This is a genomic window from Pseudomonas fulva NBRC 16637 = DSM 17717, assembly GCF_000730565.1.
GTDB classification, from domain to species: Bacteria; Pseudomonadota; Gammaproteobacteria; order Pseudomonadales; family Pseudomonadaceae; genus Aquipseudomonas; species Aquipseudomonas fulva.
In genome coordinates this window covers 336,603-361,765 of record NZ_BBIQ01000002.1, presented here as the reverse complement: position 1 = coordinate 361,765, position 25,163 = coordinate 336,603, and the positions used below count along the sequence as shown (strand labels likewise).

General features: G+C 62.7%; 29 protein-coding genes. 18 read left to right on the top strand and 11 right to left on the bottom strand.

The window, feature by feature from the left end:
• Window positions 1-266 precede the first annotated feature (266 nt).
• On the top strand, window positions 267-965 hold the full coding sequence (locus tag PFU01S_RS04285; protein ID WP_027915730.1) for a pirin family protein: 699 nt from the start codon (window positions 267-269) through the stop codon (window positions 963-965).
• Between the two features lie 28 nt (window positions 966-993).
• Here the strand turns inward: PFU01S_RS04285 and PFU01S_RS04280 are convergent, their stop codons facing one another.
• Window positions 994-1,485 carry a cysteine hydrolase family protein gene (locus tag PFU01S_RS04280; RefSeq protein ID WP_027915729.1) on the bottom strand — a complete coding sequence of 164 codons (492 nt, stop codon included), beginning with the start codon at window positions 1,483-1,485 and terminating at the stop codon, window positions 994-996.
• A 279-nt stretch (window positions 1,486-1,764) separates the two neighbouring features.
• Here PFU01S_RS04280 and mrdA point away from each other — a divergent pair, with 279 nt between their 5' ends.
• Entirely contained in the window at window positions 1,765-3,660 is a 1,896-nt protein-coding gene (gene mrdA, locus PFU01S_RS04275; protein WP_027915728.1) for a penicillin-binding protein 2, read from the top strand.
• A gap of 14 nt (window positions 3,661-3,674) precedes the next feature.
• Here the strand turns inward: mrdA and PFU01S_RS04270 are convergent, their stop codons facing one another.
• Entirely contained in the window at window positions 3,675-4,301 is a 627-nt protein-coding gene (locus PFU01S_RS04270; RefSeq protein ID WP_027915727.1) for a glutathione S-transferase family protein, read from the bottom strand.
• A gap of 227 nt (window positions 4,302-4,528) precedes the next feature.
• On the opposite strand from PFU01S_RS04270, the gene PFU01S_RS04265 reads away from it, so the two are divergent.
• The 6 genes from PFU01S_RS04265 to pdxR all read left to right on the top strand — a co-directional run bounded on the left by PFU01S_RS04265 (window position 4,529) and on the right by pdxR (window position 10,798).
• Window positions 4,529-4,849 carry a DUF2388 domain-containing protein gene (locus PFU01S_RS04265; RefSeq protein WP_027915726.1) on the top strand — a complete coding sequence of 107 codons (321 nt, stop codon included), beginning with the start codon at window positions 4,529-4,531 and terminating at the stop codon, window positions 4,847-4,849.
• Between the two features lie 119 nt (window positions 4,850-4,968).
• Window positions 4,969-6,468, top strand: coding sequence for a glycolate oxidase subunit GlcD (gene glcD, locus PFU01S_RS04260; RefSeq protein ID WP_028686394.1), 1,500 nt, complete (start codon window positions 4,969-4,971; stop codon window positions 6,466-6,468).
• Window positions 6,468-7,523: a glycolate oxidase subunit GlcE gene (gene glcE, locus PFU01S_RS04255; protein ID WP_028686395.1), complete on the top strand. Its 1,056-nt coding sequence runs from the start codon at window positions 6,468-6,470 to the stop codon at window positions 7,521-7,523. Before glcD ends, glcE begins: the two co-directional genes overlap by 1 nt.
• A gap of 9 nt (window positions 7,524-7,532) precedes the next feature.
• Window positions 7,533-8,783 (top strand): glycolate oxidase subunit GlcF, encoded by a 1,251-nt coding sequence (gene glcF / locus PFU01S_RS04250; RefSeq protein ID WP_028686396.1) that lies wholly within the window; start codon window positions 7,533-7,535, stop codon window positions 8,781-8,783.
• 161 nt (window positions 8,784-8,944) lie between these two features.
• Window positions 8,945-9,283 carry a hypothetical protein gene (locus tag PFU01S_RS04245; RefSeq protein WP_033695131.1) on the top strand — a complete coding sequence of 113 codons (339 nt, stop codon included), beginning with the start codon at window positions 8,945-8,947 and terminating at the stop codon, window positions 9,281-9,283.
• 81 nt (window positions 9,284-9,364) lie between these two features.
• Window positions 9,365-10,798 carry a MocR-like pyridoxine biosynthesis transcription factor PdxR gene (pdxR, locus tag PFU01S_RS04240; protein ID WP_028686397.1) on the top strand — a complete coding sequence of 478 codons (1,434 nt, stop codon included), beginning with the start codon at window positions 9,365-9,367 and terminating at the stop codon, window positions 10,796-10,798.
• On the opposite strand, the gene PFU01S_RS04235 is transcribed toward pdxR, so the two are convergent.
• Both PFU01S_RS04235 and PFU01S_RS04230 read right to left on the bottom strand, forming a co-directional pair.
• A complete protein-coding gene (locus PFU01S_RS04235; RefSeq protein WP_027915720.1) occupies window positions 10,791-11,987 on the bottom strand; it encodes a CynX/NimT family MFS transporter in 1,197 nt (398 codons plus the stop codon). The two genes, pdxR and PFU01S_RS04235, sit on opposite strands and share 8 nt — an antisense overlap.
• Window positions 11,984-12,442, bottom strand: a complete 459-nt coding sequence (locus PFU01S_RS04230; protein ID WP_033695130.1) for a nucleoside deaminase — start codon at window positions 12,440-12,442, stop codon at window positions 11,984-11,986. Before PFU01S_RS04230 ends, PFU01S_RS04235 begins: the two co-directional genes overlap by 4 nt.
• A gap of 193 nt (window positions 12,443-12,635) precedes the next feature.
• Between PFU01S_RS04230 and PFU01S_RS04225 the strand changes: the two genes are divergently transcribed.
• Complete coding sequence (locus PFU01S_RS04225; protein ID WP_028686398.1) at window positions 12,636-13,073, top strand: carboxymuconolactone decarboxylase family protein; 438 nt, start codon at window positions 12,636-12,638, stop codon at window positions 13,071-13,073.
• Window positions 13,074-13,450: 377 nt separating this feature from the next.
• Here the strand turns inward: PFU01S_RS04225 and PFU01S_RS04220 are convergent, their stop codons facing one another.
• A complete protein-coding gene (locus tag PFU01S_RS04220; protein ID WP_027915718.1) occupies window positions 13,451-13,912 on the bottom strand; it encodes a hypothetical protein in 462 nt (153 codons plus the stop codon).
• 131 nt (window positions 13,913-14,043) lie between these two features.
• Here PFU01S_RS04220 and PFU01S_RS04215 point away from each other — a divergent pair, with 131 nt between their 5' ends.
• The 4 genes from PFU01S_RS04215 (at window position 14,044) to PFU01S_RS04200 (ending at window position 17,191) form a co-directional block, all read left to right on the top strand.
• Complete coding sequence (locus PFU01S_RS04215) at window positions 14,044-14,535, top strand: DUF1543 domain-containing protein (RefSeq protein ID WP_028686399.1); 492 nt, start codon at window positions 14,044-14,046, stop codon at window positions 14,533-14,535.
• 35 nt (window positions 14,536-14,570) lie between these two features.
• Window positions 14,571-15,539, top strand: coding sequence for a 5'-nucleotidase (locus tag PFU01S_RS04210; protein ID WP_028686400.1), 969 nt, complete (start codon window positions 14,571-14,573; stop codon window positions 15,537-15,539).
• A gap of 44 nt (window positions 15,540-15,583) precedes the next feature.
• Window positions 15,584-16,354, top strand: coding sequence for an SDR family NAD(P)-dependent oxidoreductase (locus PFU01S_RS04205; protein ID WP_028686401.1), 771 nt, complete (start codon window positions 15,584-15,586; stop codon window positions 16,352-16,354).
• 72 nt (window positions 16,355-16,426) lie between these two features.
• The gene (locus tag PFU01S_RS04200) at window positions 16,427-17,191 is read left to right on the top strand and encodes a hypothetical protein (protein WP_028686402.1); all 765 of its coding nucleotides are present in this window, start codon (window positions 16,427-16,429) and stop codon (window positions 17,189-17,191) included.
• Between the two features lie 52 nt (window positions 17,192-17,243).
• Here PFU01S_RS04200 and PFU01S_RS04195 read toward each other — a convergent pair whose 3' ends face one another.
• Together PFU01S_RS04195 and PFU01S_RS22080 are read right to left on the bottom strand one after the other, a co-directional pair.
• Window positions 17,244-17,561: a hypothetical protein gene (locus tag PFU01S_RS04195; RefSeq protein ID WP_027915713.1), complete on the bottom strand. Its 318-nt coding sequence runs from the start codon at window positions 17,559-17,561 to the stop codon at window positions 17,244-17,246.
• Window positions 17,562-17,670: 109 nt separating this feature from the next.
• On the bottom strand, window positions 17,671-17,859 hold the full coding sequence (locus PFU01S_RS22080) for a hypothetical protein (RefSeq protein WP_033695128.1): 189 nt from the start codon (window positions 17,857-17,859) through the stop codon (window positions 17,671-17,673).
• Between the two features lie 112 nt (window positions 17,860-17,971).
• Here PFU01S_RS22080 and PFU01S_RS04185 point away from each other — a divergent pair, with 112 nt between their 5' ends.
• Entirely contained in the window at window positions 17,972-18,430 is a 459-nt protein-coding gene (locus tag PFU01S_RS04185; protein WP_028686403.1) for a GNAT family N-acetyltransferase, read from the top strand.
• 135 nt (window positions 18,431-18,565) lie between these two features.
• Here PFU01S_RS04185 and PFU01S_RS04180 read toward each other — a convergent pair whose 3' ends face one another.
• The gene (locus tag PFU01S_RS04180) at window positions 18,566-18,790 is read right to left on the bottom strand and encodes a hypothetical protein (protein WP_027916042.1); all 225 of its coding nucleotides are present in this window, start codon (window positions 18,788-18,790) and stop codon (window positions 18,566-18,568) included.
• Between the two features lie 119 nt (window positions 18,791-18,909).
• Window positions 18,910-19,971, bottom strand: coding sequence for an aldo/keto reductase (locus tag PFU01S_RS04175; protein ID WP_027916043.1), 1,062 nt, complete (start codon window positions 19,969-19,971; stop codon window positions 18,910-18,912).
• Between the two features lie 222 nt (window positions 19,972-20,193).
• On the opposite strand from PFU01S_RS04175, the gene PFU01S_RS04170 reads away from it, so the two are divergent.
• On the top strand, window positions 20,194-20,700 hold the full coding sequence (locus PFU01S_RS04170; RefSeq protein ID WP_027916044.1) for a GNAT family N-acetyltransferase: 507 nt from the start codon (window positions 20,194-20,196) through the stop codon (window positions 20,698-20,700).
• A gap of 3 nt (window positions 20,701-20,703) precedes the next feature.
• Here PFU01S_RS04170 and PFU01S_RS21610 read toward each other — a convergent pair whose 3' ends face one another.
• Window positions 20,704-20,874, bottom strand: a complete 171-nt coding sequence (locus PFU01S_RS21610; RefSeq protein WP_080992843.1) for a DUF2986 domain-containing protein — start codon at window positions 20,872-20,874, stop codon at window positions 20,704-20,706.
• Between the two features lie 78 nt (window positions 20,875-20,952).
• Between PFU01S_RS21610 and PFU01S_RS04165 the strand changes: the two genes are divergently transcribed.
• The 3 genes from PFU01S_RS04165 (at window position 20,953) to PFU01S_RS04155 (ending at window position 23,506) form a co-directional block, all read left to right on the top strand.
• Window positions 20,953-21,819, top strand: coding sequence for an AraC family transcriptional regulator (locus tag PFU01S_RS04165; protein ID WP_028686404.1), 867 nt, complete (start codon window positions 20,953-20,955; stop codon window positions 21,817-21,819).
• Between the two features lie 29 nt (window positions 21,820-21,848).
• Window positions 21,849-22,235 (top strand): cupin domain-containing protein, encoded by a 387-nt coding sequence (locus PFU01S_RS04160; protein WP_027916046.1) that lies wholly within the window; start codon window positions 21,849-21,851, stop codon window positions 22,233-22,235.
• A 107-nt stretch (window positions 22,236-22,342) separates the two neighbouring features.
• Complete coding sequence (locus tag PFU01S_RS04155; protein WP_027916047.1) at window positions 22,343-23,506, top strand: AAA family ATPase; 1,164 nt, start codon at window positions 22,343-22,345, stop codon at window positions 23,504-23,506.
• 74 nt (window positions 23,507-23,580) lie between these two features.
• Here the strand turns inward: PFU01S_RS04155 and PFU01S_RS04150 are convergent, their stop codons facing one another.
• The gene (locus PFU01S_RS04150; protein ID WP_028686405.1) at window positions 23,581-25,155 is read right to left on the bottom strand and encodes an aldehyde dehydrogenase (NADP(+)); all 1,575 of its coding nucleotides are present in this window, start codon (window positions 25,153-25,155) and stop codon (window positions 23,581-23,583) included.
• Window positions 25,156-25,163 lie beyond the last annotated feature (8 nt).

Sequence of the window (25,163 nt, the reverse complement as noted above, 5' to 3'; positions counted from 1 at the left end):
GGGCTACCGCGCGCTTAGAAGCAAAAGCAAAGCAACGGCAACGGCAACGGCAACGGCAACGGCAACGGCAACGGCAACGGCAACGGCAACGGCAACGGCAACGGCAACGGCAACGGCAACGGCAACGGCAACGGCAACGGCAATATAGGGGGTTACCTCAAAAAAGGTATCTATTTGTTCGATTAAAAAAAGCCGATATTTACGCTTATTTTAGATGTTTCATTAGCGCATGATGGTCCCATTCCACCCCTTGAAGGAGTCCGATCATGCTTCAACTACGACCATTCAACACCCTCGGCGCCGCCAACCACGGCTGGCTCGATGCGCACCACCACTTCTCATTCGCCGAGTACTACGACCCAGCACGCATGCATTGGGGCAACCTGCGCGTCTGGAACGACGACATCATCGCCGCTGGCAGCGGCTTCCCGCCCCACCCTCACCGGGACATGGAAATCATCACCTACGTCCGCGAAGGAGCCATCACCCATGAAGACAACCTGGGCAACAAGGGCCGAACCGAGGCCGGCGACGTGCAGGTGATGAGCGCCGGCACGGGCATCGCGCACAGCGAGTACAACCAAGAGGACAGCGACGCGCGCATTTTCCAGATCTGGATCGTGCCCGAGCGCAGTGGTGAAGCACCGTCCTGGGGTACACGCCCGTTCCCCAAGGGTGAACGCGGCGAAGGCTTCGTGACCCTGGCCAGTGGCAGGGATGGCGATGAAGGCAGCCTGCCGATTCGTACCGATGCCCGCCTGGTCGCCGCAACGCTGCGCGCCGGAGAAACCGCCGAATACCGGTTCGACCCCAAGCGTCGCGGCTACCTGGTCCCGGCCAAGGGCCGCATCGAGGTCAATGGGCTGAAAGCCAATGCCCGAGACGGCGTGGCCATCGCCGAAGAAACGCTGCTGCAGGTCACAGCCCTGGAAGACAGCGAAATCGTGCTGGTTGACGTTGCCTGAGACAGTAGCACCCAGCCGGGCCAGTCCCTCAAGGATTGCCCGGCTGGGCCAACTCAGCCAACACCTCGGCGGACGTGGTGACCTGGCGGAAATGATGCGCCCACAAGGCGATGCCCATCTTCGCCGAGCGATCCAGCGAGGAGCCGACCGTCATGTCAGTCACCAGCGTCGGCATCAACCCGGCGTCGAACAGCGCGAAACCGGCTGCCAGCACACAGGTGTCGGTCTGCAAACCGCTCACCAGCACACGCTGCACCCCCAGACGGTGCAGGTACTCGATCATTTCGGTACCCGGCCCGTAACCATGCTTGATGAACACCTGATCGGCTTCGATCAGGCTTTCATCCTGGGCAGCCGGATGCCAGCCCAATTGCCGCTCGAACGGTGTCACCCGCTCATCGTGCAACTCGACCGAGGCGATGGTAGGTATATTGGCCGACAGCAGTCGCAGCCCGTCGATCAACCATTCCGGCGGGCTGAATGTGGACTGGACGTCCACGATGAGCAGGACCTGACGCATGAGCACCTTCTGTCATGAAAAAAGCCACGGAGTATACCCGCCTGGGCCTAAAGAGCGCGTTGAAGCCAAACCTGCTGGTGCGGGACAGTACTCGGCAAGGCTGATGAACAAATCTTCATGCAGGCCTGAGCCCCACAGGCTCGGGCGGCCTGGGCCTGGGTCTGCTCACCATGCGGCTACGCGCCTTGAGGCAGGCATGCAGCTTGCGTAGCATCACTGCCCCATCCGGTACCAGGCAGGACCCACGCCTGCGCGCCCAGCCTTCTACAGACAGAGCCCATGCCCCAACCGATCCCCCTCAAGGACCATGAAAAGGAAAAGCACCTGGTCAACCGCCGGCTACTGGCCTGCGCTGCGCTGGTCTTCAGCCTGGTCGCCATCCTGATTGGTCGGTTATATGTGCTGCAAGTCATCCAGCATGACCAGCAAAGCGCCGTCTCGGAGAACAATCGCGTCCATGTACTGCCGATCGCACCCGAACGAGGCTTGATCTACGACCGCAATGGCACCGTGCTGGCCGACAACAAGCCCAGCTTCGACCTGACCATGACCCGTGAACGGACCGGCGGAGACAGCGCCAAGGTGCTCGACACCCTGACCCAGGTCCTGGGACTGGATGAGGAGGACCGCAAGCAGTTCGACAAGGATCTGCGACGCGGGCGCAAACCCTTCGAACCGGTCACCTTGATGGTGGGCTTGAACGAAGAGCAGATTGCCTTGATTGCCGTCAACCAGTTCCGGTTGCCGGGCCTTGAAGTCGAGCCGCAATTCATCCGCGAATACCCGCTGGGCGAGCACTTTGCCCATTCGGTCGGATACGTAGGGCGCATCAACGAAAAAGAAGCCAAGACCCTGGACAGCACCGAGTACCGGGGTACTCAGTCGATCGGCAAGACGGGCATCGAACGCTTCTACGAAAGTCAGTTGCACGGCCACGTAGGCTATGAGGAAGTCGAGACCAATGCCCAGGGCCGGGTGATGCGCGTGCTCAATCACAAGGCCCCTACCCCAGGCCAGGATATCGTGCTGACCCTCGATGCCCACCTGCAATTGGCGGCGGAAAAGGCCCTGGGCGAGCGCCGTGGCTCGGTGGTGGTGCTGGACCCGGCCAACGGCGATGTGCTGGCGATGGTCAGTAACCCGGGCTTTGACCCCAACCTGTTCGTCAAGGGCATCAGTTTCAAGCAGTACGCCCAACTGCGCGACTCCATCGACCGCCCCCTGTTCAACCGCGTGCTGCGCGGGCTGTATGCCCCAGGTTCGACGGTCAAGCCCGAGGTGGCCATTGCCGGGCTGGACAGCGGCGTGATCACGCCGGGCAACCGGGTGTTCGACCCGGGTTACTACGAGCTGCCCAACTACGACCACAAGTACCGTAACTGGAACCGTAGCGGTGATGGCTGGGTGGACATGTACACGGCGATCATGCGCTCCAACGACACCTACTTCTACGACCTGGCGCACAAACTGGGTATCGAGCGCTTGCACGACTACATGGCTGAGTTCGGCCTCGGCCAGAAGGTGTCGCTGGACATGTTCGAAGAAGCAGCCGGGCTGATGCCTTCGGCCCAATGGAAGCGCGCGACACGCCGACAGCCTTGGTTCCCGGGTGAAACGTTGATCCTGGGCATTGGCCAGGGCTACATGCAGGTCACGCCGTTGCAGTTGGCCCAAGCCACCAGTCTGCTGGCCAGCAAGGGCGTATGGCACCGCCCGCACCTGGCGATGACCGTCGGTGGCGATGCGCCCGTCGACCCCAACCCCATGCCCGATATCGTCCTGCACGACAAACGCGCCTGGGACCAGGTCAGCCAAGGTATGCAAATGGTCATGCACGACCCGCGCGGCATCGCGCGTGCTGCCGCTGCCGGCGCGCAATACCGCATTGCCGGCAAGAGCGGCACGGCCCAGGTCGTGGCCATCAAGCAAGGGGAACGCTACAACCGCAACAAGACCCTGGAACGGCACCGTGACAACGCCTTGTTCGTCGGTTTCGCTCCGGCCGAGCACCCTAGCGTGGTCGTGGCGGTGATGATCGAAAACGGCGAAGCCGGTGGGCGGGTCGCAGGTCCGGTAGTCCGCGAGGTCATGGACGCTTACCTGCTGGACGATCAAGGTCATCTCAAGCCCGAGTACGCCGGCAGCTCGGCGGTCAAGCCACCTGCCCACGGCTGAAATCGGCCATCCGTTCAGGGCGCGACGCGGGGCATCAGATCGTAGGGGTGCTGCCAGCCTGGCAACGCCTGCAGGCGGGCTTTCCAGGCTTCGATGTGCGTGTACTGCTGCACGTCCATACCGGTGTCCTCGGGCATGAACACATAACCGGCCAGCGACAAGTCGGCGATGGTCGCCCGCGCGCCGACCATGAATGGCGTGCCGGCCAGGTGCCCATCGACGATGCGGTAGGCTGCGGCGGCGCGCTCGCGCAGAAACGTCGTCACCTCGGTTTCGCCCGTCTTCTTCAGGCACAACAGAAAGCGCAGCGCCGCGTAATAGCTGGTGAACTTGTGGTTGTCGAACAGCATCCAGCGCCAGATCTCACGCCGATCTTCTTCATGCTCCGGGCCGAACTGGCCTGTCTGTGCGCTCAAGTACTCGAGGATCAACGCCGACTGGGTCAAGCAGGTGCCCGCATGCATCAGCACCGGCACCTCACCCTGCTCGTTCACCTCATCACGCCACACCGGGTCGCGGGTCTGGCCGTTGAAGAAATCTACGAACACTGGCTGCCAGTCCTGGCCGGTCAGCTCGAGCATTAGCGCAGCCTTGTACGCATTCCCGGATTCGGCGAAGCAGTGCAACGTGTATTCAGACATGGTGCAGCCCTCGATGGCTGTCAGGGTGGGCCCCTGAGCAGAGCACGCGGGTGGCGGTGCGGTCAATCGGGCCTGGCGTCGATGGTTGCCAGGCCGGTTGACCAGCCCCATCCTGTCCCGTATGAGCAGACCATCGGCTAACGCTTCGGTGATGGAACTCCACCCACCTGCGTAGCCTCTCACCAATAGTGGTAATCCCCTGGGCTTCACCTATTGGAGAACACGACATGCGCCAACTTGCCCTCGTACCCGCACTGCTGCTTCTATTGCCTGCCGGCGCTGCCATGGCCCGCGTCGACGGCCGCGACATTGCCACCTCGGCCGGTGTCTCGGCTTCGCTGTACTCAACGTTCAAGGATGACAAGCGCATCATTCCTGCCCGTGACGAGCTGTCTGCATTCGTCGCCAGCGGTGGTGCCATTCGTGGTGCCTACGTGGAAGCTGCCTTGCAGCAAGCACGCAAGGACCACCCCGGCCTGCAAGTCAACGATGAAGAACTCGCTCGCGCCATTCTCTCCCAGGACGACCCTCTGGTCGCCCAACAATGACTGCCGCCGGCGTTGGCTTTCGTAGTGGCCAACGCCGGTCGTAGCCCGCCCTGCAAGCCCTGGGCCCGAACTGGGGCTACACTCGTCATGACCCCATAAAAACAAAGCATCCAAGTGAGATGGCGATGTTGTATGACGAACGCGTCGACGGAGCGCTGCCAACGGTTGACCGCGCGCTTTTGATCCAGTCCCTGCGCGATGCACTGCCCGATCTTCAATTGCTATGCCGCGATGAGGACCTCAAGCCGTATGAGTGCGACGGTCTGGCGGCGTACCGCACGGTCCCGTTGCTGGTGGTGTTACCCGAGCGCGTGGACCAGGTACAGGTTGTGCTGCAGATCTGCCACCGGCTCACCGTACCTGTCGTGGCTCGCGGCGCCGGAACCGGGCTGTCTGGCGGTGCCATGCCCTTGGCCAAAGGCGTGTTGCTGGTCATGGCGCGGCTCAATCGTATTCTTGAAGTCAGCCCCCAGGGCCGCTTCGCCCGCGTCCAGCCGGGCGTTCGCAACCTGTCCATTTCCCAGGCCGCCGCCCCTTACGGTCTGTACTACGCCCCCGATCCCTCATCGCAAATTGCCTGCACCATCGGCGGCAATGTGGCTGAAAACGCAGGCGGCGTGCATTGCCTGAAGTATGGTCTGACCGTTCACAACATCCTGAAACTGGAAGTGCTTACCGTGGCAGGTGAACGGTTGACCCTGGGTAGCGATGCGCTCGACAGCCCTGGGTTCGACCTGCTGGCACTGTTCACAGGCTCCGAAGGCATGCTGGGGATCGTCACCGAGGTGACCGTACGGCTGCTGCCCAAGCCACCCGTGGCACGGGTCCTGCTGGCCAGCTTTGACCGGGTCGAGGACGCCGCACGGTCCGTCGCCCACATCATTGCCGCCGGCATCATCCCCGGGGGCCTGGAAATGATGGATAACCTGGCGATTCGCGCTGCCGAGGACTTCATCCATGCCGGGTATCCAGTGGAGGAAGCCGCCATCCTCTTGTGTGAACTCGACGGCGTCGAGGCCGATGTGCAGGAAGACTGCGAACGGGTTGCCGCGCTGTTCACCCAGGCCGGCGCCTGCGAGGTGCGGCTGGCGTGTAACGAGGCACAGCGTGCACGGTTCTGGGCGGGACGCAAGAATGCCTTCCCTGCCGTAGGCCGCCTGTCCCCGGACTATTACTGTATGGACGGTACGATTCCGCGGCGTGAATTGCCTTACGTGCTGGTGCGGATCAGTGAAATGGCGCGCGAACATGGGCTGCGGGTGGCCAACGTGTTCCATGCGGGTGACGGTAATATGCACCCGCTGATCCTGTTCGACGCCAACCGGCCTGGCGAACTGGAGCGGGCCGAGTCCCTGGGTGGAAAAATCCTTGAACTGTGCGTGGCCGTGGGGGGAAGCATCACCGGTGAGCATGGGGTTGGCCGGGAGAAGATCAACCAGATGTGCGCCCAGTTCACTCATGACGAGCTGCGCGTGTTTCACGCGGTCAAGGCTGCATTCGACCCGCAGGGCTTGCTCAACCCTGGCAAGAACATTCCCACGCTGCACCGCTGCGCCGAATTCGGTGCGTTGCACGTGCACCATGGGCAGTTGCCCTTCCCTGCCCTGGAGCGGTTTTGATGGACGCGGACCAGGATGCAAGCCAGGCGCTGCTTGACCAGGTACGCCAAGCGCTGGATGCAGGTACGCCCTTGTGCATACAGGGCAGCGGCAGCAAGGCGGTGATCGGCCATGCCGTCCACGGGCAAGTACTTGATACACGCGGCCATCGCGGCATCGTCAGTTATGACCCCACGGAGCTGGTGCTGACGGCTCGCGCCGGTACGCCTTTGCGCGACATAGAGGCCGCGCTGCAGGATAACGGACAAATGCTACCGTGCGAGCCACCGCACCTGGGCCCGGGTGCCACCTTGGGCGGCATGGTGGCGGCTGGCTTGTCCGGGCCCCGGCGGCCCTGGGCAGGATCAGTGCGCGACTTCGTGCTGGGCACACAAGTAATCACGGGCCAGGGCAGCTTGCTGCGCTTTGGCGGCCAGGTAATGAAAAACGTAGCCGGGTATGACCTTTCACGGTTGCTGGCAGGCAGTTTCGGCTGTCTGGGCGTGTTGACCGAGGTATCGCTCAAGGTCCTGCCCGTGCCGCGGCACTGCGTAAGCCTGCGCCTTGGAATGGACCGCAGCCAGGCCTTGGCCGAGCTCACGCGCTGGGGCGCGCAACCGCTGCCGCTGAGCGGCGCCTGCCACGATGGCCAAGCGCTGTTCGTGCGCCTGGAAGGTGGCGAGGGTTCGGTAGCGTCGGCCCGCCAGCGCCTTGGCGGCGAGTGCGTGGACGGCGAGTTCTGGACGCAACTTCGTGAGCAGCGCCTGGCATTCTTCACCCAGGGCAGCGAACCTTTGTGGCGTGTGTCGGTACCTCTCGCGACAGGAGAACTGGACCTGCCAGGGCGCCAATGGCTGGACTGGGCAGGCGCCCAGCGTTGGCTGCGCACGGATGCCCCAGCCCACGCCATTCACCGCATTGCCGAGCAGGCTCGCGGCCATGCGCTGTGCCTTACCCCAGGCCAGGCCCACTATCCGCCGTTGTCGGAGCCGCTGATGCGCTACCACCGTAGCCTCAAGGCCCAGCTGGACCCCAAGCGCATTTTCAACCCTGGCCGTCTGTACCCGGACCTTTGAGGGCAGCCTATGCAGACCAACTTGAGTGACAGCGCACGCACGCTCGAGCGCGCCGACGAGGCAGAACGTATCTTGCGCGCGTGCGTACACTGCGGCTTCTGCACAGCGACCTGCCCCACCTACCAACTGCTTGGCGATGAGCTCGATGGCCCGCGTGGACGTATCTACCTGATCAAGCAGGTGCTCGAAGGCCAGCCCGCCACTACCAGCACTCAGGCTCACCTGGACCGATGCCTGTCGTGCCGCAGCTGCGAAAGCACTTGCCCGTCGGGTGTGCGTTATCACGACCTGCTGGACATCGGCCGGGCCGTCGTGGAGCAGCAGGTGCCAAGGCCAATGGGCCAGCGCCTGTTGCGTCACGGCCTGCGCTTTACGATGGTGCGCCCCGCTGTTTTCAGAGCCCTGCTCCGAGCTGGCCAAGCCCTGCGCCCGTGGCTACCGGCGCAGGCCCGGGAAAAGGTTCCGCTGCGCAAGGCAGCTGACCTGACGCGCCCTGCCGTACGCCACCGGCGACGCGTCCTGATGCTCGAGGGGTGCGTGCAACCGGCATTGTCACCGGCGACCAACGCCGCGGCGGCGCGCCTGCTCGACCGCGTCGGCATCAGCGTGACCCCTGCACCGGCCGGGGAGTGCTGTGGAGCCATCGATTTCCACCTCAATGCCCAGGAGCAAGGCTTGCAGCGCGCACGACGGCGCATCGATGCCTGGTGGCCGGCCGTCGAGGCCGGCGTCGAGGCGATCGTGATTCCAGCGAGCGGCTGCGCCGCGTTCGTGCGCGAGTATGCTCACCTTTTGGCCGCTGACCCGGCCTACGCAGCCAAGGCGGCACGGGTCAGCAGCCTGTGCCGTGACCTGGTGGAAGTCCTGGGTGATGCGCCTATCGAGCAGCTGGCGGTACCCGCGGGGCGGCGCCTGGCGTTTCATTGCCCATGCACGCTGCAACATGCCCTGAAACTGGGTGGGGCTGTCGAAGCGCTACTGATCCGAATCGGGTTTACCTTGACGCCGGTTACCGATGCTCACCTGTGTTGTGGCTCGGCAGGCACCTACTCGCTGACCCAGCCAGGGATGTCCAGGCAGCTGCGCGATAACCGGCTGGAGGCCCTGGAACGCGGGCAACCGGACGAGATAGCCACCGCCAACATTGGCTGTCAGGTGCATTTGAATGGCGCAGGGCGCACTGCGGTTCGGCACTGGGTAGAGATCGTCGAAGAGGCAGTCAGGCACGCAGAGGACCACGCCGGGACGCACAAGGAGTAGGCGGCCCTGCTGCCGTGAGCATCTCGATCACTGCACGTTTGAGCGTTGCCCATTCATGTGATTGGGATTTTTCACCGGCCACCTTAGGAGCCGTCCTACTTGTCGCTTGGCATGGCAGAAAACATGATCGGCGCAGTCGCCCCTCACACAGGACGCTGCGCATGCTCGACACTCCGCACCTTCTTGCCGAACTGCGCAGCAACCTGCGCGAACTGCTTACCCATGATCTGACCAACCCGGACCAGGACCCTCATCTTTCTGGTGTCATGTTCTTCTGTGTCACCGATGAGCAATCCAGACAACTGATCGAGCGAATCGAACTGCTCGCCAGTGAAGCGTTCTTCGACGTCCGGGGCCGAGCCATCACCCATCACATGAAGGCCGTCGCACAGGAAGGCGTGCTCATCAAGCGCTGCCGCAGCGCCCCTGCGGACGAAACACGCATCCGCATCATCCTCTCGGGCAAAGGCTATATCACGGTGAGCATGGCCAGGTCGTAAGCGATCTTGCTACTGCAGGAGCAAGCGCCTTTGCCGTACGCAATCCGCTATCCTGAGCGCTCTCTTGCTCTGGAATGCTCCATGGAACTGCATATTCGCCTGGAGGGCCGCAAAGGCTTGGCTGCCCAGCTCTACGCGCAATTGCGCGCGGGGATCGAGCGCGGTCACCTGGCCGCTGGCAGCCAGTTGCCGCCCAGCCGCCTGTTGGCCGAGCAACTGGGCGTGTCGCGCAAGACCGTCGCGGACGCCTATGCACGCCTGACCCAGGACAACCTGCTGAGCGCGGTGGTCGGCCGGGGGACGTTCATCAATACGCTCGAACCCAAGCGCAGCGCGCCGCCACGCGCCTTGACCCTTGCCGGCGATGCGTCGCTCAGGCGCTGGCAATCCCGCGCCACCGTACTAGGCCAACGCCAAGCGCTATCGGCGGTGCGTTATGACTTCATCGGCGGCGTGGCGAGCAAGGCACTATTTCCGTTCGACCTGTGGCGCAGTTGCCTGAACTACGCCGGGCGGCGGAGCCAGCATCACCCCCAGCGGCACTTCCCAGCCCAGGGCCTTGCGGAGCTGCGCGAGGTCATCGCCCACCACATCGCCTACGCCCGGGGCGTGCACTGCACGGCTGACGATATCCTCGTCTGCAACGGCGCACAGCAGGCCCTGGACTTGATCGCCAGGGTGCTGGTGGAGCCTGGCTGCAAGGTCGCGATGGAAGACCCGGGGTACCCGCCGGCACGGCAGTTGTTCCTGGCCTTGGGCGCCCAGGTGCAGGGGGTGCCGGTGGATGACGAAGGGTTGTGCGTTGACCAGATAGCCGAGGGCACGCAGCTGATCTATGTCACCCCTTCGCACCAGTTCCCACTGGGTATGCCGATGGGCGAAACACGCCGGCGAGCGCTACTGGCCCGGGCAGCCGCATTGGGCGCACTGATCATCGAGGACGACTACGACTGTGAATTCCGCTATCAAGGGCCCAAGGCCGACGCGCTGCAGCGTCTTGACTCCCATGGCCTTGTGGCTTACGTCGGCACGTTTTCCAAGACCTTGCTTGCGGAGCTGCGCCTGGGTTATGCCGTTTTGCCCGAGGCCGTGCTCAAGGCCAGTTGCGTGGCCAAGCAACTGAGCGACTGGCACAGCCCGACCCTGCTGCAGTGGGCCCTGGCCCGTTTCGTGGAACAGGGGCATCTGAACCGGCACATCCGCCGTTGCCATGAAGTGTACAGCGCACGCCGCGATCGCTTGTTGCAGCGGCTGGACGACGACCTTTCCCCTTGGCTCAGGGTCATTCCCGCCGAGGCCGGTTTTCATCTAAGCGCCTTGGCGCAACCAGGGGTCGATGTGGAGGACCTGGTAGAACAAGCCCGCAAGGTCGACCTGGGCATTTACTCACTTGCCCCGTTTTTCAATGAAACGCCAGTGCGCCCAGGGCTGTTGATGGGCTTTGGTGCCATTGAAATGCTCGACATCGACCCGGCACTCGACCGGCTGCGCGATACCCTGCGGCGAATCAGCTGAGGACAGCGACGCTATCGACCGCGGCGGGTCGAGCCAAGGCCTTCGCGTAGCTTTGCGGGCTGAAGGCCAACGTCACCAGCAGCATCGTCACCACGCTGGCGATGAGCACAATCCAAGCGCTTTGAAAATCACCGTCGAGCGCACGCAGCCACCCGACAATGTATGGCACACAGCCGGTGATGATGAAGCCGATACCCTGGACGAAACCCGCCAGGCCGCCGGCTTCGGCTGGCGTAGGAAGATGTTCGAGGGTCAGGGTCAGGCTTTGGCTGAAACAGGCGCCCAGCCCGAACCCGATCAACGCTACCCAAAGCCCGGGTGCTGCGGTGGGCGCCATCAGCAACCCCATGAACCCCACCAGTTGGATCGACAGCGCCAGCGCAAGGCCTGGACGCCGATCTACCCAGCGCCTGAGCAGCAGCGGCAGGCCCAATGCGCCCAGTACTTGGAACAGGGTCATCAGCCCCACCAGGTCGGCGCCGCCCTGTGCGCTGCCACCCTGCTCCAGGTAAAACGCTGGAAACCAAGCGACCATGCTGGTGTAGCCTCCGTTGATGAGGCCGAAATACACCGCCAGTAACCAGGCCCGTCGGTGGCCAAACCAGTGTCCGCTGACTGTTTTGAAGACAGGGGCTTGTGCGTTGCGTGGCCGCAAGATGAGCCATGCCAGCATGGCAACCAGCGCCGGCGCGGCCCAGACCCCCAGTCCCACCTGCCATTGCCCGGCATACTCGGCCAGGTGCGGGCCCAGCACAGCAGCCAGCCCGCCGCCGCTCATCAAAGCAGCCGAGTACAGGCCCATTGCGCCAGCAAGCCGCCCTGGAAACCAGCGATTGACCAGGCCCGGCATCATGCCCTGCACCACCGCCACGCCCAGGCCGGCGAGCACTGCGCTGGCAAGCAGTGCCCAGGCACTTTCGAGTTGCAACCGCCAGAGACACGCCAGCGCGATGGCCGCCAGACCACCGAGCATGCCGGCCTGTTCGCTCAACCATCGGCGTGACCAAGGGTGCAATAATGGCACCGCTCCCATGCACAACACCGGCAGCGCCGTCAGCAATGCCGCTTGCTGATAACCCAGGCCGGTACTGATGCGCATTGGATCGAGCAAGGGGCCGATGCTGGTCAGAATCGGTCGCAGATTCAACGCCAGCAGCACGACCAGCATCGCTCTCCAGACTGCTGTCATTGGGCATTGGCCTGTTGCCACTGAGCGTACAGCCCATTTTCGCCGTCGGGCTTGAGGGCGCGTAGCGGCAATGACTGCTGCTGAGGCGCACGGGTCATCTGCGCGTACACGTCAGCGGTGGACAGCCCGTAAGGCTGGCCTTCCTCGTTGTCATACGCGAACCAGGCCTGGCTGATACCGCACAGGTGCATGGCCGCCAGGCACATGGGGCATGGGTGGCCGCTGGCATACACCTCTGCGCCATCCAGGCGAGCGCGCCCCAGCGCCTGGCTGGCCTGGCGGATGACTTGCATCTCGGCATGGGTAGTCGGGTCTTGTGAGCGGTGGATTTCATTGACACCGCGCGCAACGACTTGGCCCTCATACACCAGCACGGCACCGAACGGCCGTCCTCCGGCTGCGATGTTGGCGCGTGCCAGTTCGAGGGCTTCGCGCATGAAACGGACGTCGGGCATGGCTCAATCTCCTTGGATGGGACGGGTCATTATCCTGAGTCGGCGGCAGTGACAGAAATGAAGAGATTGGATGCCTGTCAGTGGGGATGCGAATGGCGGGATTGGCCTCCCCGAAGATCAGCGGATTGGCTATCGGACGTATCGGCGGCCGAGGGTATTGTGGCGCCACCCTAATGCGTTTCTGGAGAGCGCCATGCAACACCGCATCGACTGGTCGAAACAAGCCCCTGACGCCTACAAGGCTATGGCAGCCCTGGAGCAGGCGTTGACCCGCACAGGCCTTGAGCATGATCTGCTTGAACTGGTGCGCTTGCGCGCATCGCAGATCAATGGCTGCGCGTACTGCGTCAACCTGCACGCCAACGACGCGCGCAAAGCCGGGGAGCGCGAGGCCCGCCTGCAGACGTTGTGTGTGTGGCGAGAGACGACTTACTTCACGGAGCGTGAGCGAGCGGCGTTGGCGTGGGTCGAAAGCCTGACACGGCTGGCCGATTGTGGTGCCCCACAGGGGGAATATGAGGCGCTGCTGGAACACTTCGAGCCAGCGGAGGTGGTGAATCTGACGCTGGCTATCGCGACGATCAATGCGTGGAACCGGTTCGGCGTGGGGTTTGCCATGGTGGCGGGTTGAGGACGTCTGGTGTTTGCTTCAGTCTTCTCTGATTGGAAGCAGCAGTAGCAACATCCAGCTATGCCGCATGTTGAATCGTTGCACATCCCTCGAAGGCCACTCAGTTCCAGTGTGGAAGCGGACTTGCCGGGGCGCCGGGCCGGCCGCGATGGGCCGCATGGCGGCCCCAGGATTTCAGTTTCGCAGCTCACATCGCCAAAGCCGCAAAGCGGCCACACACCTTCAAGTTGCGAAGCCTGGCTCCTGGGTTGCTCGGCCCGTCGCATCCACCGCTGATGGCTGAGCGTGATGCGGTGGTGTCCTGGTGCGGCAAGAAGCGTGTCCTTGCTCCAAACCCAGGCGCTTGCGCGTTGCGCTTCAACGGTCACGCCACTGCATCAACCCCCTGCAACCCGCCCAGCCATCTTAACCAGTGCCTGCCTCAAACTGGGTAAATCACTGTACCGCTGCTCTGTCACCACTTTGCCGTCCTGAACCTCCAGCCATTGCACCGATTCGCGGTCCCCGCCATAGCCCTTGGCCACCTCGCCGTCCCGATCCAGCAAAATCCGGTAATTGGCCGACCGCATGGCAGGCACCATCACCGCTGCCACCATGCTGGGCATCTTCTCGATGTCCGCGACGAACACCACGCCCCGCGCTTCAAGATAGCCCTCTGGCGTATGCTCGACCGCATTGTTGACCAACCGTGCAGTGGCCATGCTGCGCGCAACCATGACCACGCGGGTCTTGTCGTCCAACGTGAACGCCTGGTCGAACTGGTCATTCAACGTCCAGTGCTCGGCGGCTTGCACCAGGGGTGCACAGAGCATCGCCAGGAACAGAAAAGGAGTGCGCATCTTGCTATCTCGCAGTCAAAGGTTCGCCCACACTAGCCTTCTTGTGCCCAGGCGCCAAGCACTGCGCTTGAAGCGGCGTGCGGATGCTGCAAAATGACGCCATGCGATGATCGATTCAACAAGGAAACCTCATGCTTTATATCGTCATGCTGGGGGGACGCCATGCAGGGGCCAAGATCGAGGTCCACGACATGGTGTTCGCCCAGGCACCCAGCCTGCAACAGGCCTATGCGCAACTGCGCGACGCATGGTTCGGCAGCCAGCAGGGGCTGCACATCGATGCCTGGCTGGAAGTGGACGGCGTGGATGGCATGCGAGTGGAGTTGCACCCCTACCCTGCAAAACGCGGTGCGCTGCGCCTGTACTTCATCAACCTGGGCGGCTACGAACGCGGTGTGTTCGGCGAAGCGCACCGCTATGTGCTGGTCAGCGCCCGCAACAAGGCCGATGCCAAGGCATTTGGCAAGCAACACATGCAGGCCGGCTGGCTCAAGCCGCACACCGATGCGGTGCTGAGCGTGGACGACTGTCTGGCCATCGACTGCGTGGACGGGCTGTACGTGCACTTGGTCGAAGGGCCGCACAAACCGGTCGTTTCGCGTAACGACTACATCCCCCTCTGACTTTGCGCCTCTGCCGGGGCCGTAGGGAGTTTCCCATGCCTTACCCCATCGAACAGAAACTGGTGATTGGCGTTGCCTCCAGTGCGCTGTTCGACCTTACCGTTTCGGACGACATCTACACCCAGGAGGGTGTCGAAGCGTACCGATGGCATCAGGAACAGAACCTGGATGAGCCCTTCCCCAAAGGCGTGGCGTTTCCGTTTATCCGTCGTTTTCTGCGTATCAACCAGGCGTTCCCCGAGCAGTTGCCCGTCGAGGTGGTGTTGCTATCGCGCAATTCGCCGGAAACGGGCCTGCGGGTATTTCGCTCGATCAACCACTACGGCCTGGACATCACCCGCGCCGCGTTCATGTCGGGCCGTTCACCGTATGAGTACATACCAGCGTTCAACGCATCGCTGTTTCTGAGCGCCAACGAAGAGGACGTACAGAAAGCCATCGACGCCAATTACCCCGCAGGTCGTGTTCTGCCGACCCGTATCTACGATGACGAAATCGATACCGAGCTGCGCGTGGCGTTCGACTTCGATGGCGTGATCGCCGACGACGAAGCCGAAAACGTCTACAAGCGTGGCAACAGCCTGGATGAATTCCAGGCCCACGAGCAGGCCCATCAGCGCGTGCCCCATACGCCTGGGCCCTTGGCCGACCTGTATCGCAAACTGTCGCTGATTCGCACGCTCGAAGACCGCAAGCTCGAAGATGACCCGCACTACAAGCGCATCCTGCGCATCGCCATTGTCACGGCACGCAATGCACCTTCCCATGAGCGGGTGGTGACGACCCTTAAAGATTGGGGCGTATCGCCCGACGAGTGTTTCTTCCTGGGCGGCATGGAGAAACCCCGCGTCTTGTCGATTCTCAAGCCCCATGTCTTCTTCGATGACCAGCGCAGCCACCTGCACTCGCCTGCGGGCGATTTGCCGATGGTGCATGTGCCCTTTGGGGTGGCGAACCGGATACCGACGACTGAACCTCATGTCGATGGAAATCCGGATGACTGAGGCGGTCTACCCTTGACCGAAACGATGGCCAGAGAGTGCCTGTCATGAGTCTCATACCAGGGTTGGACGAGAACGCCTGCGTGCTGGTCTGCGGGGCCAGCCGTGGAATCGGGCTCGCGCTGTGCAACGCGCTGGCGACCCGCGAAGACGTCGATCAGCTGATAGCGGTGTCGCGCCGCGCCACGCAGAACCAGGCATTGAGGGCGCTGGCCGACGCTCACCCCAATCGTGTACTACTGGTGGACTGCGACGCGCGCGAGGAGGCCAGCCTGGGCGCCATGGCCGCGCAAGCAGGCGAGCGATGTGTGCACTTGCACCTTGTCATCAGTACCTTGGGGATCCTGCATCAGGAAAACGCCAAGGCCGAAAAGTCACTGGCTCAATTGGACCTTGCCAGCCTGCACGCAAACTTCACCACCAATGCCTTCGCCCCGGTTTTGTTGCTGAAACACCTGCTGCCTTTGCTGCGCAAGCAACCTGCAACCTTCGCTGCACTGTCCGCCCGCGTGGGCTCGATCAGCGATAACCGTCTGGGGGGTTGGTACAGCTACCGGGCCAGCAAGGCGGCGCTGAATCAGTTGCTACACACAGCCAGTATCGAACTCAAGCGCCTGAACCCTAACGCGACCGTTCTGGCCTTGCACCCGGGTACAACGGACACGGAACTGTCAAGGCCGTTCCAAGGCAACGTGCCTGAGGGCAAACTGTTCGAGACGACGTTTGCCGCGCAGTGCATCGTGGAGCTGATCGGGCGTCTCGGACCGAACGTGACGGGCAGCTTCTGGGGCTGGGACGGTCGCAACATCCCCTGGTAGGCATCAGTGGCGGGCATCCCGGCATTCAACAGGGTAAAGTCGGCACTGTCTTGAGAGCCGGAACGCGCCGCGATGACCTTGTTCTACCTGAAACTTGCCATTACCCCTTTGCTGATGTGGGCCATCTCTCTCGCTTCCAGGCGCTGGGGTGGGCTGCTAGGGGGATTACTGGCGGGCATGCCCATCACGTCGGGGCTGGTGATGACCTTCCTGAGCCTGGAGCAAGGGACAGACTTTGCCCTGAACGCCGTGCCCGGAGCACTGGGCGGCCTGGCAGCCGTGCTCGCTACCTACGCCTTCTACTTGTATGCAACACGCAGGCTTGCCCTCGGGGCTGCTGCGGGCTTGGCGATCGTCTTCTACGGCTTGGTCGCCTATGGGCTTACGCACTGGGGCCATTTGTATGTGTCGATAGGCGTAGCGCTGGCGTTGATCGTACTTCTGATCGTCGCCAGCGGGCGTGAACCCAGGCCTGAGACGCTGGCACGTGTACGGCATCGTTACTGGGAAATCCCCTTGCGCATGGTCTCGGCAACGGCGTTGCTGATGATCACCACGCACCTGGCAGCCTGGCTTGGACCCCAGACCAGCGGCATGCTCGCGCCAATCCCGGTCATCGCTTGGCCATTGATGGTATTTGCTCACGTGCAGAACGGGCGCGCGGGGATGGCGGCCATGGTGCGCGGCAACGCCATAGGCGCAGTGGGTGTGCTGGCGTTCTACCTGATGTTGTCGGGTCTGATGAGGGCTTTGGGGGTCATGCCGACCATTGTGCTGGCAATGGCCACGGCGGTTGCGTTGACGGTAGCGCTGGCAGGCCTGCTGCGCCGCCGCTAGCGCTGTCCAAAGGCGCTGTGGTCAGCCCCAGCGCCTCGGATTTAACCCTGTATCACGGGTGTTCTTGCGAAACCGAGTTGTTCGCTTCCACGTCCTTCATGTCTTCCTCGAGCGCTGCATCCCCTGCGCCAGGGTCTTCATGGGTGCGTGCGGTACCATTATCACGTGGCACCTGGCTGTCCTGGTCAGAGCCTGGATTACCTGGGGGTGGATTCCAGTCCTCGGGGCGCTCGCCGCCAGCGTGGCCGGCACCTTGCTTGGGTTCCGAAGGGGTCTGCTCAAGGCCTGAACCGTGCCCCTCGCCTGTGTCCGGGCTGTTCTGCGCCGGGCCTGGGTAGGGTGCTGCAGGACCATTATTGTCGATCGGCATATGCATTCTCCTGATTGAGGCGCTCAAATAGCGTGAGTCTGGTCAAAGCGGTTGCCGCTGGCATCCGTGCCAAATCGGCGAGGCGTGGCTGGACACTGAACGACGCCCGTTATTCTCTGGGCGTATTCACATCCATGGGCGGCTGCTCGGAATCCTCCATGTCTCCACCCTCCTCTTCGTTCATGAGCGGATCATCGTCCGGATCAGGTATGGTCGGGTTGTCAGGGTTCACCGACGGGTCCGGTGAAACGGGCATGTCATCGTCAGCGCCGTCCTGTGCCATGGGATCTCTGTTCATTGCCGCGTACCTCGAAAGAATGGATGAGGCCTACAGTTATTCGAGAACAGCGCGGGCGCAGGCGTTCGATCGGGTTGAAGCCCGTCCGTCGCAATCGAGGGGGACGAGGTTGATGGCAAGGGTGATCAGAGCGGCGAGCGTCCTGGACGCTGAAAGCATCAGCCGGGTTATCCTGGCTGCACTGCGCCACAGCAACGCAGCAGACTATGACGCCGCCACATTGGCGCGCGTGGCGCGCGCTTTCACGCCCCAAGCCGTGGTCCAATCGCTGGACAGGCGGGTTGTATGGGTGGCCTTGGAGAGCGACGTGGTCGTCGCAACGGCAAGTCTTGAGAAGAACGTAGTGAGAAGTGTATTCGTTGACCCGAGCTACCAGCGCCAGGGTCTTGGCGAACAACTGATGGCCTACATCGAGCAAGAAGCGCGGGACACTGGGGTCCGGCAGTTGCAGGTGCCTTCTTCACTCACTGCTCAAGGTTTCTATGCCAGGCTAGGTTATACGGCCGTTCGTGAAGTGCGCTATGGAGACGAGCGAACGGTGGTCATGGCGAAGGTGATGACTGCGAGCTGACTTAGGGTGCTGAGTACCTTGCGCGCTCTTTCAAGCCCTGCACATCTCGTGTAGGAGCCGTCTTGCCGGGGCGCCGGACCGGCCGCTCCCTCCTGGGATTAAGCCAGTACCGCCTTGAGCCCACTAGCCAGCTACTTAGGCCACCACGATGTCCGTCAACCCCAATACCTCGGCCTGCGCCAGGATCTCATTGGGCGTGGCGTCGGCCGAAGGCATCACCAGGCTGTTCTCGCCGTCGCCAAAGTGCAGCACGATCAGGTGCCAGGCGGCCTCGTGCAGGGCCAGCTCAGGCTGGTCCAACTCAAAAGTATGGTCGGTCGAATTGCCATTGAGCGAGTAGCGAACAGTGAAGGCGTGCATGAGCACCTCGGTCTAGGTTGGGGACTCATTACTTGACCGGTGAGACAGGAAATAATTCACACAACTACCGAGATCGCCTCGCCAAGCAGGCAAGACGACCCGGTATCCGGCGGCGCAGACTACTTCATGGTCTCTCGGTACAGCTCGATGAACGGCGCTTCAGCAGGATCGATGCGGTCCATGCCAGCGGCAATGCGGTGCCAGTAGGGGTACTGCGGCGCGATGCGTGTGGCCTGTTCGATCTGCTTCAGGTCCTCTTGCGTCAATACAAGGTCTGCCGCCTGCAGATTGTCTTGCAGTTGATCAAGGGTGCGGCCAGCGGTAATCACGCTGGTAATACCCGGGCGATCCTTCAGCCAGGCCAGGCAGACGCGTGACGGCGAGCAACCGTGGCGTTCGCCGACCGCGATCAAGGTCTCGATGATGTCGTAGGCGCGCTCACGATCGTGCACGTAGGGTTCCGGCCAGTCATTGCCCTGACGTGTGCCCTTGGGCGTCTGCTGGCCACGACGGACCTTGCCGGTCAACAGGCCTTCACCCAGCGGGCCCCAGACCAGTGTGGCAAAGCCTTGGTCAATCGCCATCGGCAGCAACTCGTACTCGGCCTCACGCGATTCGGGCGTGTAGTAGATCTGCTGTGAAACAGGCTGTTGCCAGCCGTTCAATTGCGCGCTGCCCAGGGTTTTCATCATTTGCCAGGCAGTGTAGTTGGACGTACCGAAGTAACGGATCTTGCCGCTTTGCACCAGATGATCCAGTGCTGCCAGGGTCTCCTCCACTGGCGTCACGCCGTCCCAATTGTGGATCTGATACAAGTCGATATGGTCGGTCCCCAGGCGCTTCAAGCTGGCCTCGCATGCGCGAATCAGGTGGTAGCGCGAAGCGCCGCTGTCGTTGGGGTTGTCGCTCATCGGGCTGCGCGCCTTGCTGGCCAGGATGATCGACTGGCGACGCTCGCCCAAGGCCTTGCCGACGATTTCCTCGGCCAGCCCATGTGAATACAGGTCGGCGGTGTCCACCAGGTTGACCCCGGCGTCGAACGCGGCCGCGAACATGCGCTTGGCCAGGTCCACATCGACGCTGCCGGTTTTCTCGAACGAGCCTCGTCCGCCGAAAGGCACCGTGCCAATGACCAGCTCCGAAACCAACAGACCGGTGTTGCCGAGTGCGCGATATTTCATGCAAACCTCCAAAGCAAAAGACTATAAATACCGACGTACCTGCGCGCTGAAACGTTCAATCGGAAGCTTTTGACGGCGTTCTGCGCCAAACCAGCGTTTGCAACAACGACAGTCGACCGCTTGCCAACCCAGCACGCCTGTCGTGATCCCATCCGCAGGTGGCAAAGGCGCTAAGCCACAGGCATGCTGGCAAGTTGTTCAGTGGATGACGCGAGATGAACGATGCAAACACCCTGCACCACGTACTACCTTGAAATGACCTCGCCAGACGAACTGGTGGAAAAGCCCCAGCGCCCGGATTTGCATATCGTCGAATGCGAGGTGCCACAACCTGCCTTCAACCGCTTTCTGTACACGTTGGTCGGCACGCCCTGGTCGTGGGGCGACCTGGACGCCTGGAGCGAGGCGCAGTGGCAGGCGCAGGTCGAGCAGGAAGCTCACCGCACCTGGGTGGCTTATCACCGGGGCGCCATTGCCGGTTATTACGAACTGTATCGCCCTGACGGGAGCAACGCCGAGATCCGCTACTTCGGCTTGGCCCCGCAATTTCTGGGCGCAGGCTTTGGCGGTCCGCTGTTGAGCCAGGCGGTGCGTAGCGCCTGGGCTTGGCCCGGCACGCAGCGTGTATGGGTGCATACCTGCACCCTGGATCACCCTGCCGCGCTGGGCAATTACCAGGCGCGCGGCTTCAGGATCTACAAGCAGGAAGAAACCCTGTCAGACGCCTGAGGTTCAGGCCTGCGAATCGCGCTGCGCTGCGGCATCCGCGGCCGCTTGCAGCGCCAGCTTCTCGCGATCGGCCTTGCTGATGTACTTGGGCTTGGTACTGCGCGGTGCCAGCTTGGCGCTGGCCTTCTTGGCGTGTGCCTTGAGCAGTTGCTTGATTTTCTTCTGACGGTTCATGGTGGGTTCTGGTGAGGTGGATTGGGGCTTATGATAGCGCGTTGTCTTTCCTTTCCGTGAACCGCCGGGGCCTGTGCCATGAAACGTTCGTCCAACATGCCCCCGGTTTCGGACTGGGTCATCCGCAGCCAGCAACATGGGGCTGTCGAGCGGATCGAAGCGTGGTTCGGTAGTCATGGCTATGATCCTCATCGGCATGACACCTACTCCGTCGGCCGTACCTTGGCCGGGGTACAGAGCTTTCATTACAAAGGCTCGTTGTGCCACGGCATTGCGGGCAACACGCTGGTGTTGCACCCCGATGAATTGCACGACGGCATGGCCGGCACCGAGGCAGGTTTTCGCTACCGCATGGCCTACATCGACCCTGCGCTGATTCAGGCCGCACTGGGCGGGCAGCCGCTACCGTTCGTGCCTGGCGGGCTTTCCAGTGACCCGCGCCTGTTCCATGCTAGCGAACCGTTTGTGCAGGCTGTGGACCATTCCCTCGAGCAGCTGGAAGAGCAAGACGCCATCTATGACCTGGCCATGGCGCTGCGCGCTGTCGCGGGCAAGCCACGCGGGCGCAAGCGCCTGGATTACCGGTCCGCCGAACGCGCCAAGGCGTTCATTCTGGAGCACCTGCACCTGGGCATCACCCTGGAGATGCTCGAGCACGCCAGCGGCCGTGAGCAATGGAGCCTGTCTCGGGACTTTCGGGCCCTGTACGGCACCAGCCCTTATCGCTTCGTCACCCTGAGGCGACTGGACAATGTGCGTCGGTTGTTGCTCGATGGCTTCACCCTGGTCGACGCTGCCTTGGCGGCAGGCTTTCACGATCAGAGCCACATGACCCGACACTTCACCCGCAGTTATGGGGTGTCGCCGCTACGCTGGCTCGAACGCCTGCGGCCAGGGCAGCAACGTGCAGGATCGTACAAGCATGCAGACACTGAGCTGCAATAGGCTGCGTGCTCCAACCAGGAGTAACCACCATGTACGAATCCAGTCAACACACTCAGCCCCATCCGATAAACCTGAACCAGAAAGCGTCGATGATCGACAGCCAATGGAGCCCCAGGGTTGTTGCACAGATGAACGACTACCAGTTCAAGGTTGTACGCATCGAAGGGGAATTCATCTGGCATGCGCACCCGGAAACCGATGAAGCCTTTCTGGTACTCGAAGGGACGCTGCGCATCGACCTGCCGCAACGCAGCGTCCATGTAGCGCCCGGCGAGTTGTTCGTGGTGCCGCGGGGTGTACAGCATCGAACAGCGGCCGAGGGCGAGGCCAAGCTGCTGATGATCGAGCCATGTGGCGTCCTCAACACTGGCCATGAGGGCGGTGAGCGCACGGCGCCTAATGATCTGTGGATCTAGCCATCGCCGTCAGCGATTGGCCCGCGTCGGCTGGTCGACATGGGCAAGGGTTGGCCTCGGTGCTTGATTGAGGCCAAACTTGCACCATCGTCGATGGGAAGAACGCCATGCTCACTACCCTGGCCATCAGCAATTATCGCTCCATCAATCACCTTGTCCTGCCACTGGGCCAGCTCAACGTGGTAACCGGAGCCAACGGCAGCGGCAAGTCGAATCTGTACAAAGCGCTGCGCCTGCTGGCCGAAACGGCACAGGGCGGGGTCATCCAGGCACTCGCCCGCGAAGGTGGGCTGGACTCGACCTGGTGGGCGGGCCCGGAACCGAGTGCACGCATGATGCGCGGTGAAGTGCCGATCCAGGGGCAGCACCCGCGCGATGCCCGTCGCCTGCGGCTGGGCTTTGCCACCGAGGATTACGGATTCGCCATCTCCTTGGGGTTGCCCATCCCCCTGGCTTACCCCTCAGCCTTCATCCTCGATCCGGAAATCAAAAGTGAGACCATCTGGGCAGGTGGGGCTTACCGACCTGCCTCGGCGCTGGTCGAGCGCAAGAATGCGTTGGTGAAGGCTCGTGAAGGTAACGCCTGGACAATACTTGATCAGCATGCCGACAGTAGCGAAAGCTTCTTCAGTGTGGTGGGCCGCCCACGGCAGGCACCGGAAATCGGGCAGTTGCGCGCCTTCATCAACAGTTGGCGTTTTTACGATCACTTTCGGATCGATCGGGATGCACCCTGCCGCCAGCCCCAATTGGGCACCCGCTCGCCAGTGCTGCATCATGACGGGCGTAACCTTGCCCCCGCCTTGCAGACCATCATTGAAATCGGTGACGTGGAAGGCCTCAATGCCGCGCTGGAGGACGCGTTCCCCGGCAGCCGCCTGGACATCGATGCTCCCCCTGGCGGGCTATTCTGCGTACGGCTGCTCCAGCATGGATTGCTCAGGCCATTGACCTGCGCAGAACTTTCGGATGGGACCTTACGCTATCTTCTGCTGATGACCGCCCTGCTGACGCCCAGGCCACCGGCCCTGATGGTGCTCAATGAGCCGGAGACCAGTCTGCATGTAGCCTTGCTGCCGGCCTTGGCCCGGCTGATCATTCGCGCGTCCGAGCACAGCCAGGTGTGGGTCGTGTCGCACAGCGCGCCATTGATCGAAGCCCTCAGCCAATGTGAGGATTGCAACCTGCTAGCCCTGGACAAGGTGCAAGGCAAGACGCAACTCAAAGACGTGGGCCTGCTGGACGAGCCGCTGTGGCGGTGGACTGACTGAATGGGGTTCATCAAGCAAGCGCCGCCTGACCCTCACCAGACGGCACACACTCAGGTACCAGTACCGTCAAGCCTTCATGCAAGCGCCTCGCGGCTATGCTGCCCGTCGATCAGGCGCAGCAGGCCCAGCGGGTTGGCGTCCTTGAGGGCGTCGGGCAGCAGCGCCTCCGGATAGTCTTGAAAGCAGACGGGCCGCAGGAAGCGGTCGATAGCCAGGGTGCCTACGGAAGTACCGCGCGCATCGGATGTAGCGGGGTAAGGCCCGCCGTGCACCATCGCCTCGCACACTTCGACGCCAGTCGGGTAGCCATTGACCAGCAGGCGCCCGGCCTTGCGCTGCAACACCGGTACCAGCGCGGCGAAGCGCTGGATATCTTCAGCCTCAGCGACCAACGTGGCCGTCAGTTGCCCCTGCAGCGCTTCGAGGGCCCGGCGCAGTTCGGCTTCGTCAGCCACTTCGATGGCGACCGTGGTAGGTCCGAACACTTCTTCCTGAAGCACTTCATCGCCCTGCAACAAAAGGCTCGCCTGCGCCATGAACAACTGGGGCTGGGCTTGGTTGCCTTCCTGTGCGGACCCGGCCAGGTGGCGTATCCCTGGGTGCTGGTGCAGGCGCTGGACGCCGGCGCAATAGCTGCGCAGGGTTCCGGCATTGAGCATGGTCTGGCTAGGCTCGTCACCCAGGTGCGCGCCTAATTGCGCCAGGAAGTCGCTGAAGGCTTGGCCAGCGATACCGATGACCAGCCCCGGGTTGGTGCAAAACTGCCCACACCCCATCACCACCGAGTTGGCCAGCTCCCGGGCGATCTGTGCGCCACGCGCTTGCAGCGCACCTGGCAGCACCAGCACCGGGTTGATGCTGCTCATTTCGGCAAACACCGGTATCGGCTGCGCACGAGCAGCCGCCATGTCGCACAGGGCACGCCCACCTTTGAGCGAGCCAGTAAAGCCTACGGCTTGAATCATCGGATGGCGCACCAAGGCCTCACCTACCCCCCCACCGTAGATCATGTTGAACACGCCAGCGGGCATACCGGTCGCCACAGCGGCCCGCTCGATGGCTTCGCCGACCCACTCGGCCGTGGCCATGTGCCCGCTGTGCGCCTTGACCACCACCGGGCACCCTGCCGCCAGCGCAGCGGCGGTGTCGCCACCGGCCGTGGAAAAGGCCAAGGGAAAATTGCTGGCGCCGAATACCGCCACCGGACCCAGGCCGGTGCGGTACTGACGCAGGTCAGGCCGTGGCAGCGGCTGGCGTTGGGGTTGTGCGCGATCGATGCGGGCGCCAAGAAAGTCGCCGCGCCGCAGCACCTTGGCGAATTGGCGCATCTGGTTGCTGGTGCGGGCACGCTCGCCTTGGATACGCCCTGCTGGCAAGGCGGTTTCTCGGCATACGGTGGCGACGAAGGTGTCGTCCAATGCATCGAGCTGATCGGCAATAGCGTCGAGAAACTGCGCGCGGCGCTCGGGCGCCAGGGCACTGTATGCGGGGAAAGCGGCTTCGGCGGCCTGGGCTGCTGCGTCCACTTCTTCGGGGGTAGCCTGGCTGAAGGTGACCGGCAGGGCCTCCCCGGTGCAGGCATCGAGGCTGTGCAGGCGCACGCTGCCCGCGGCGCTGCGTTGGCCGCCAATGAAATTGCTTCCAGTCATGATGACTC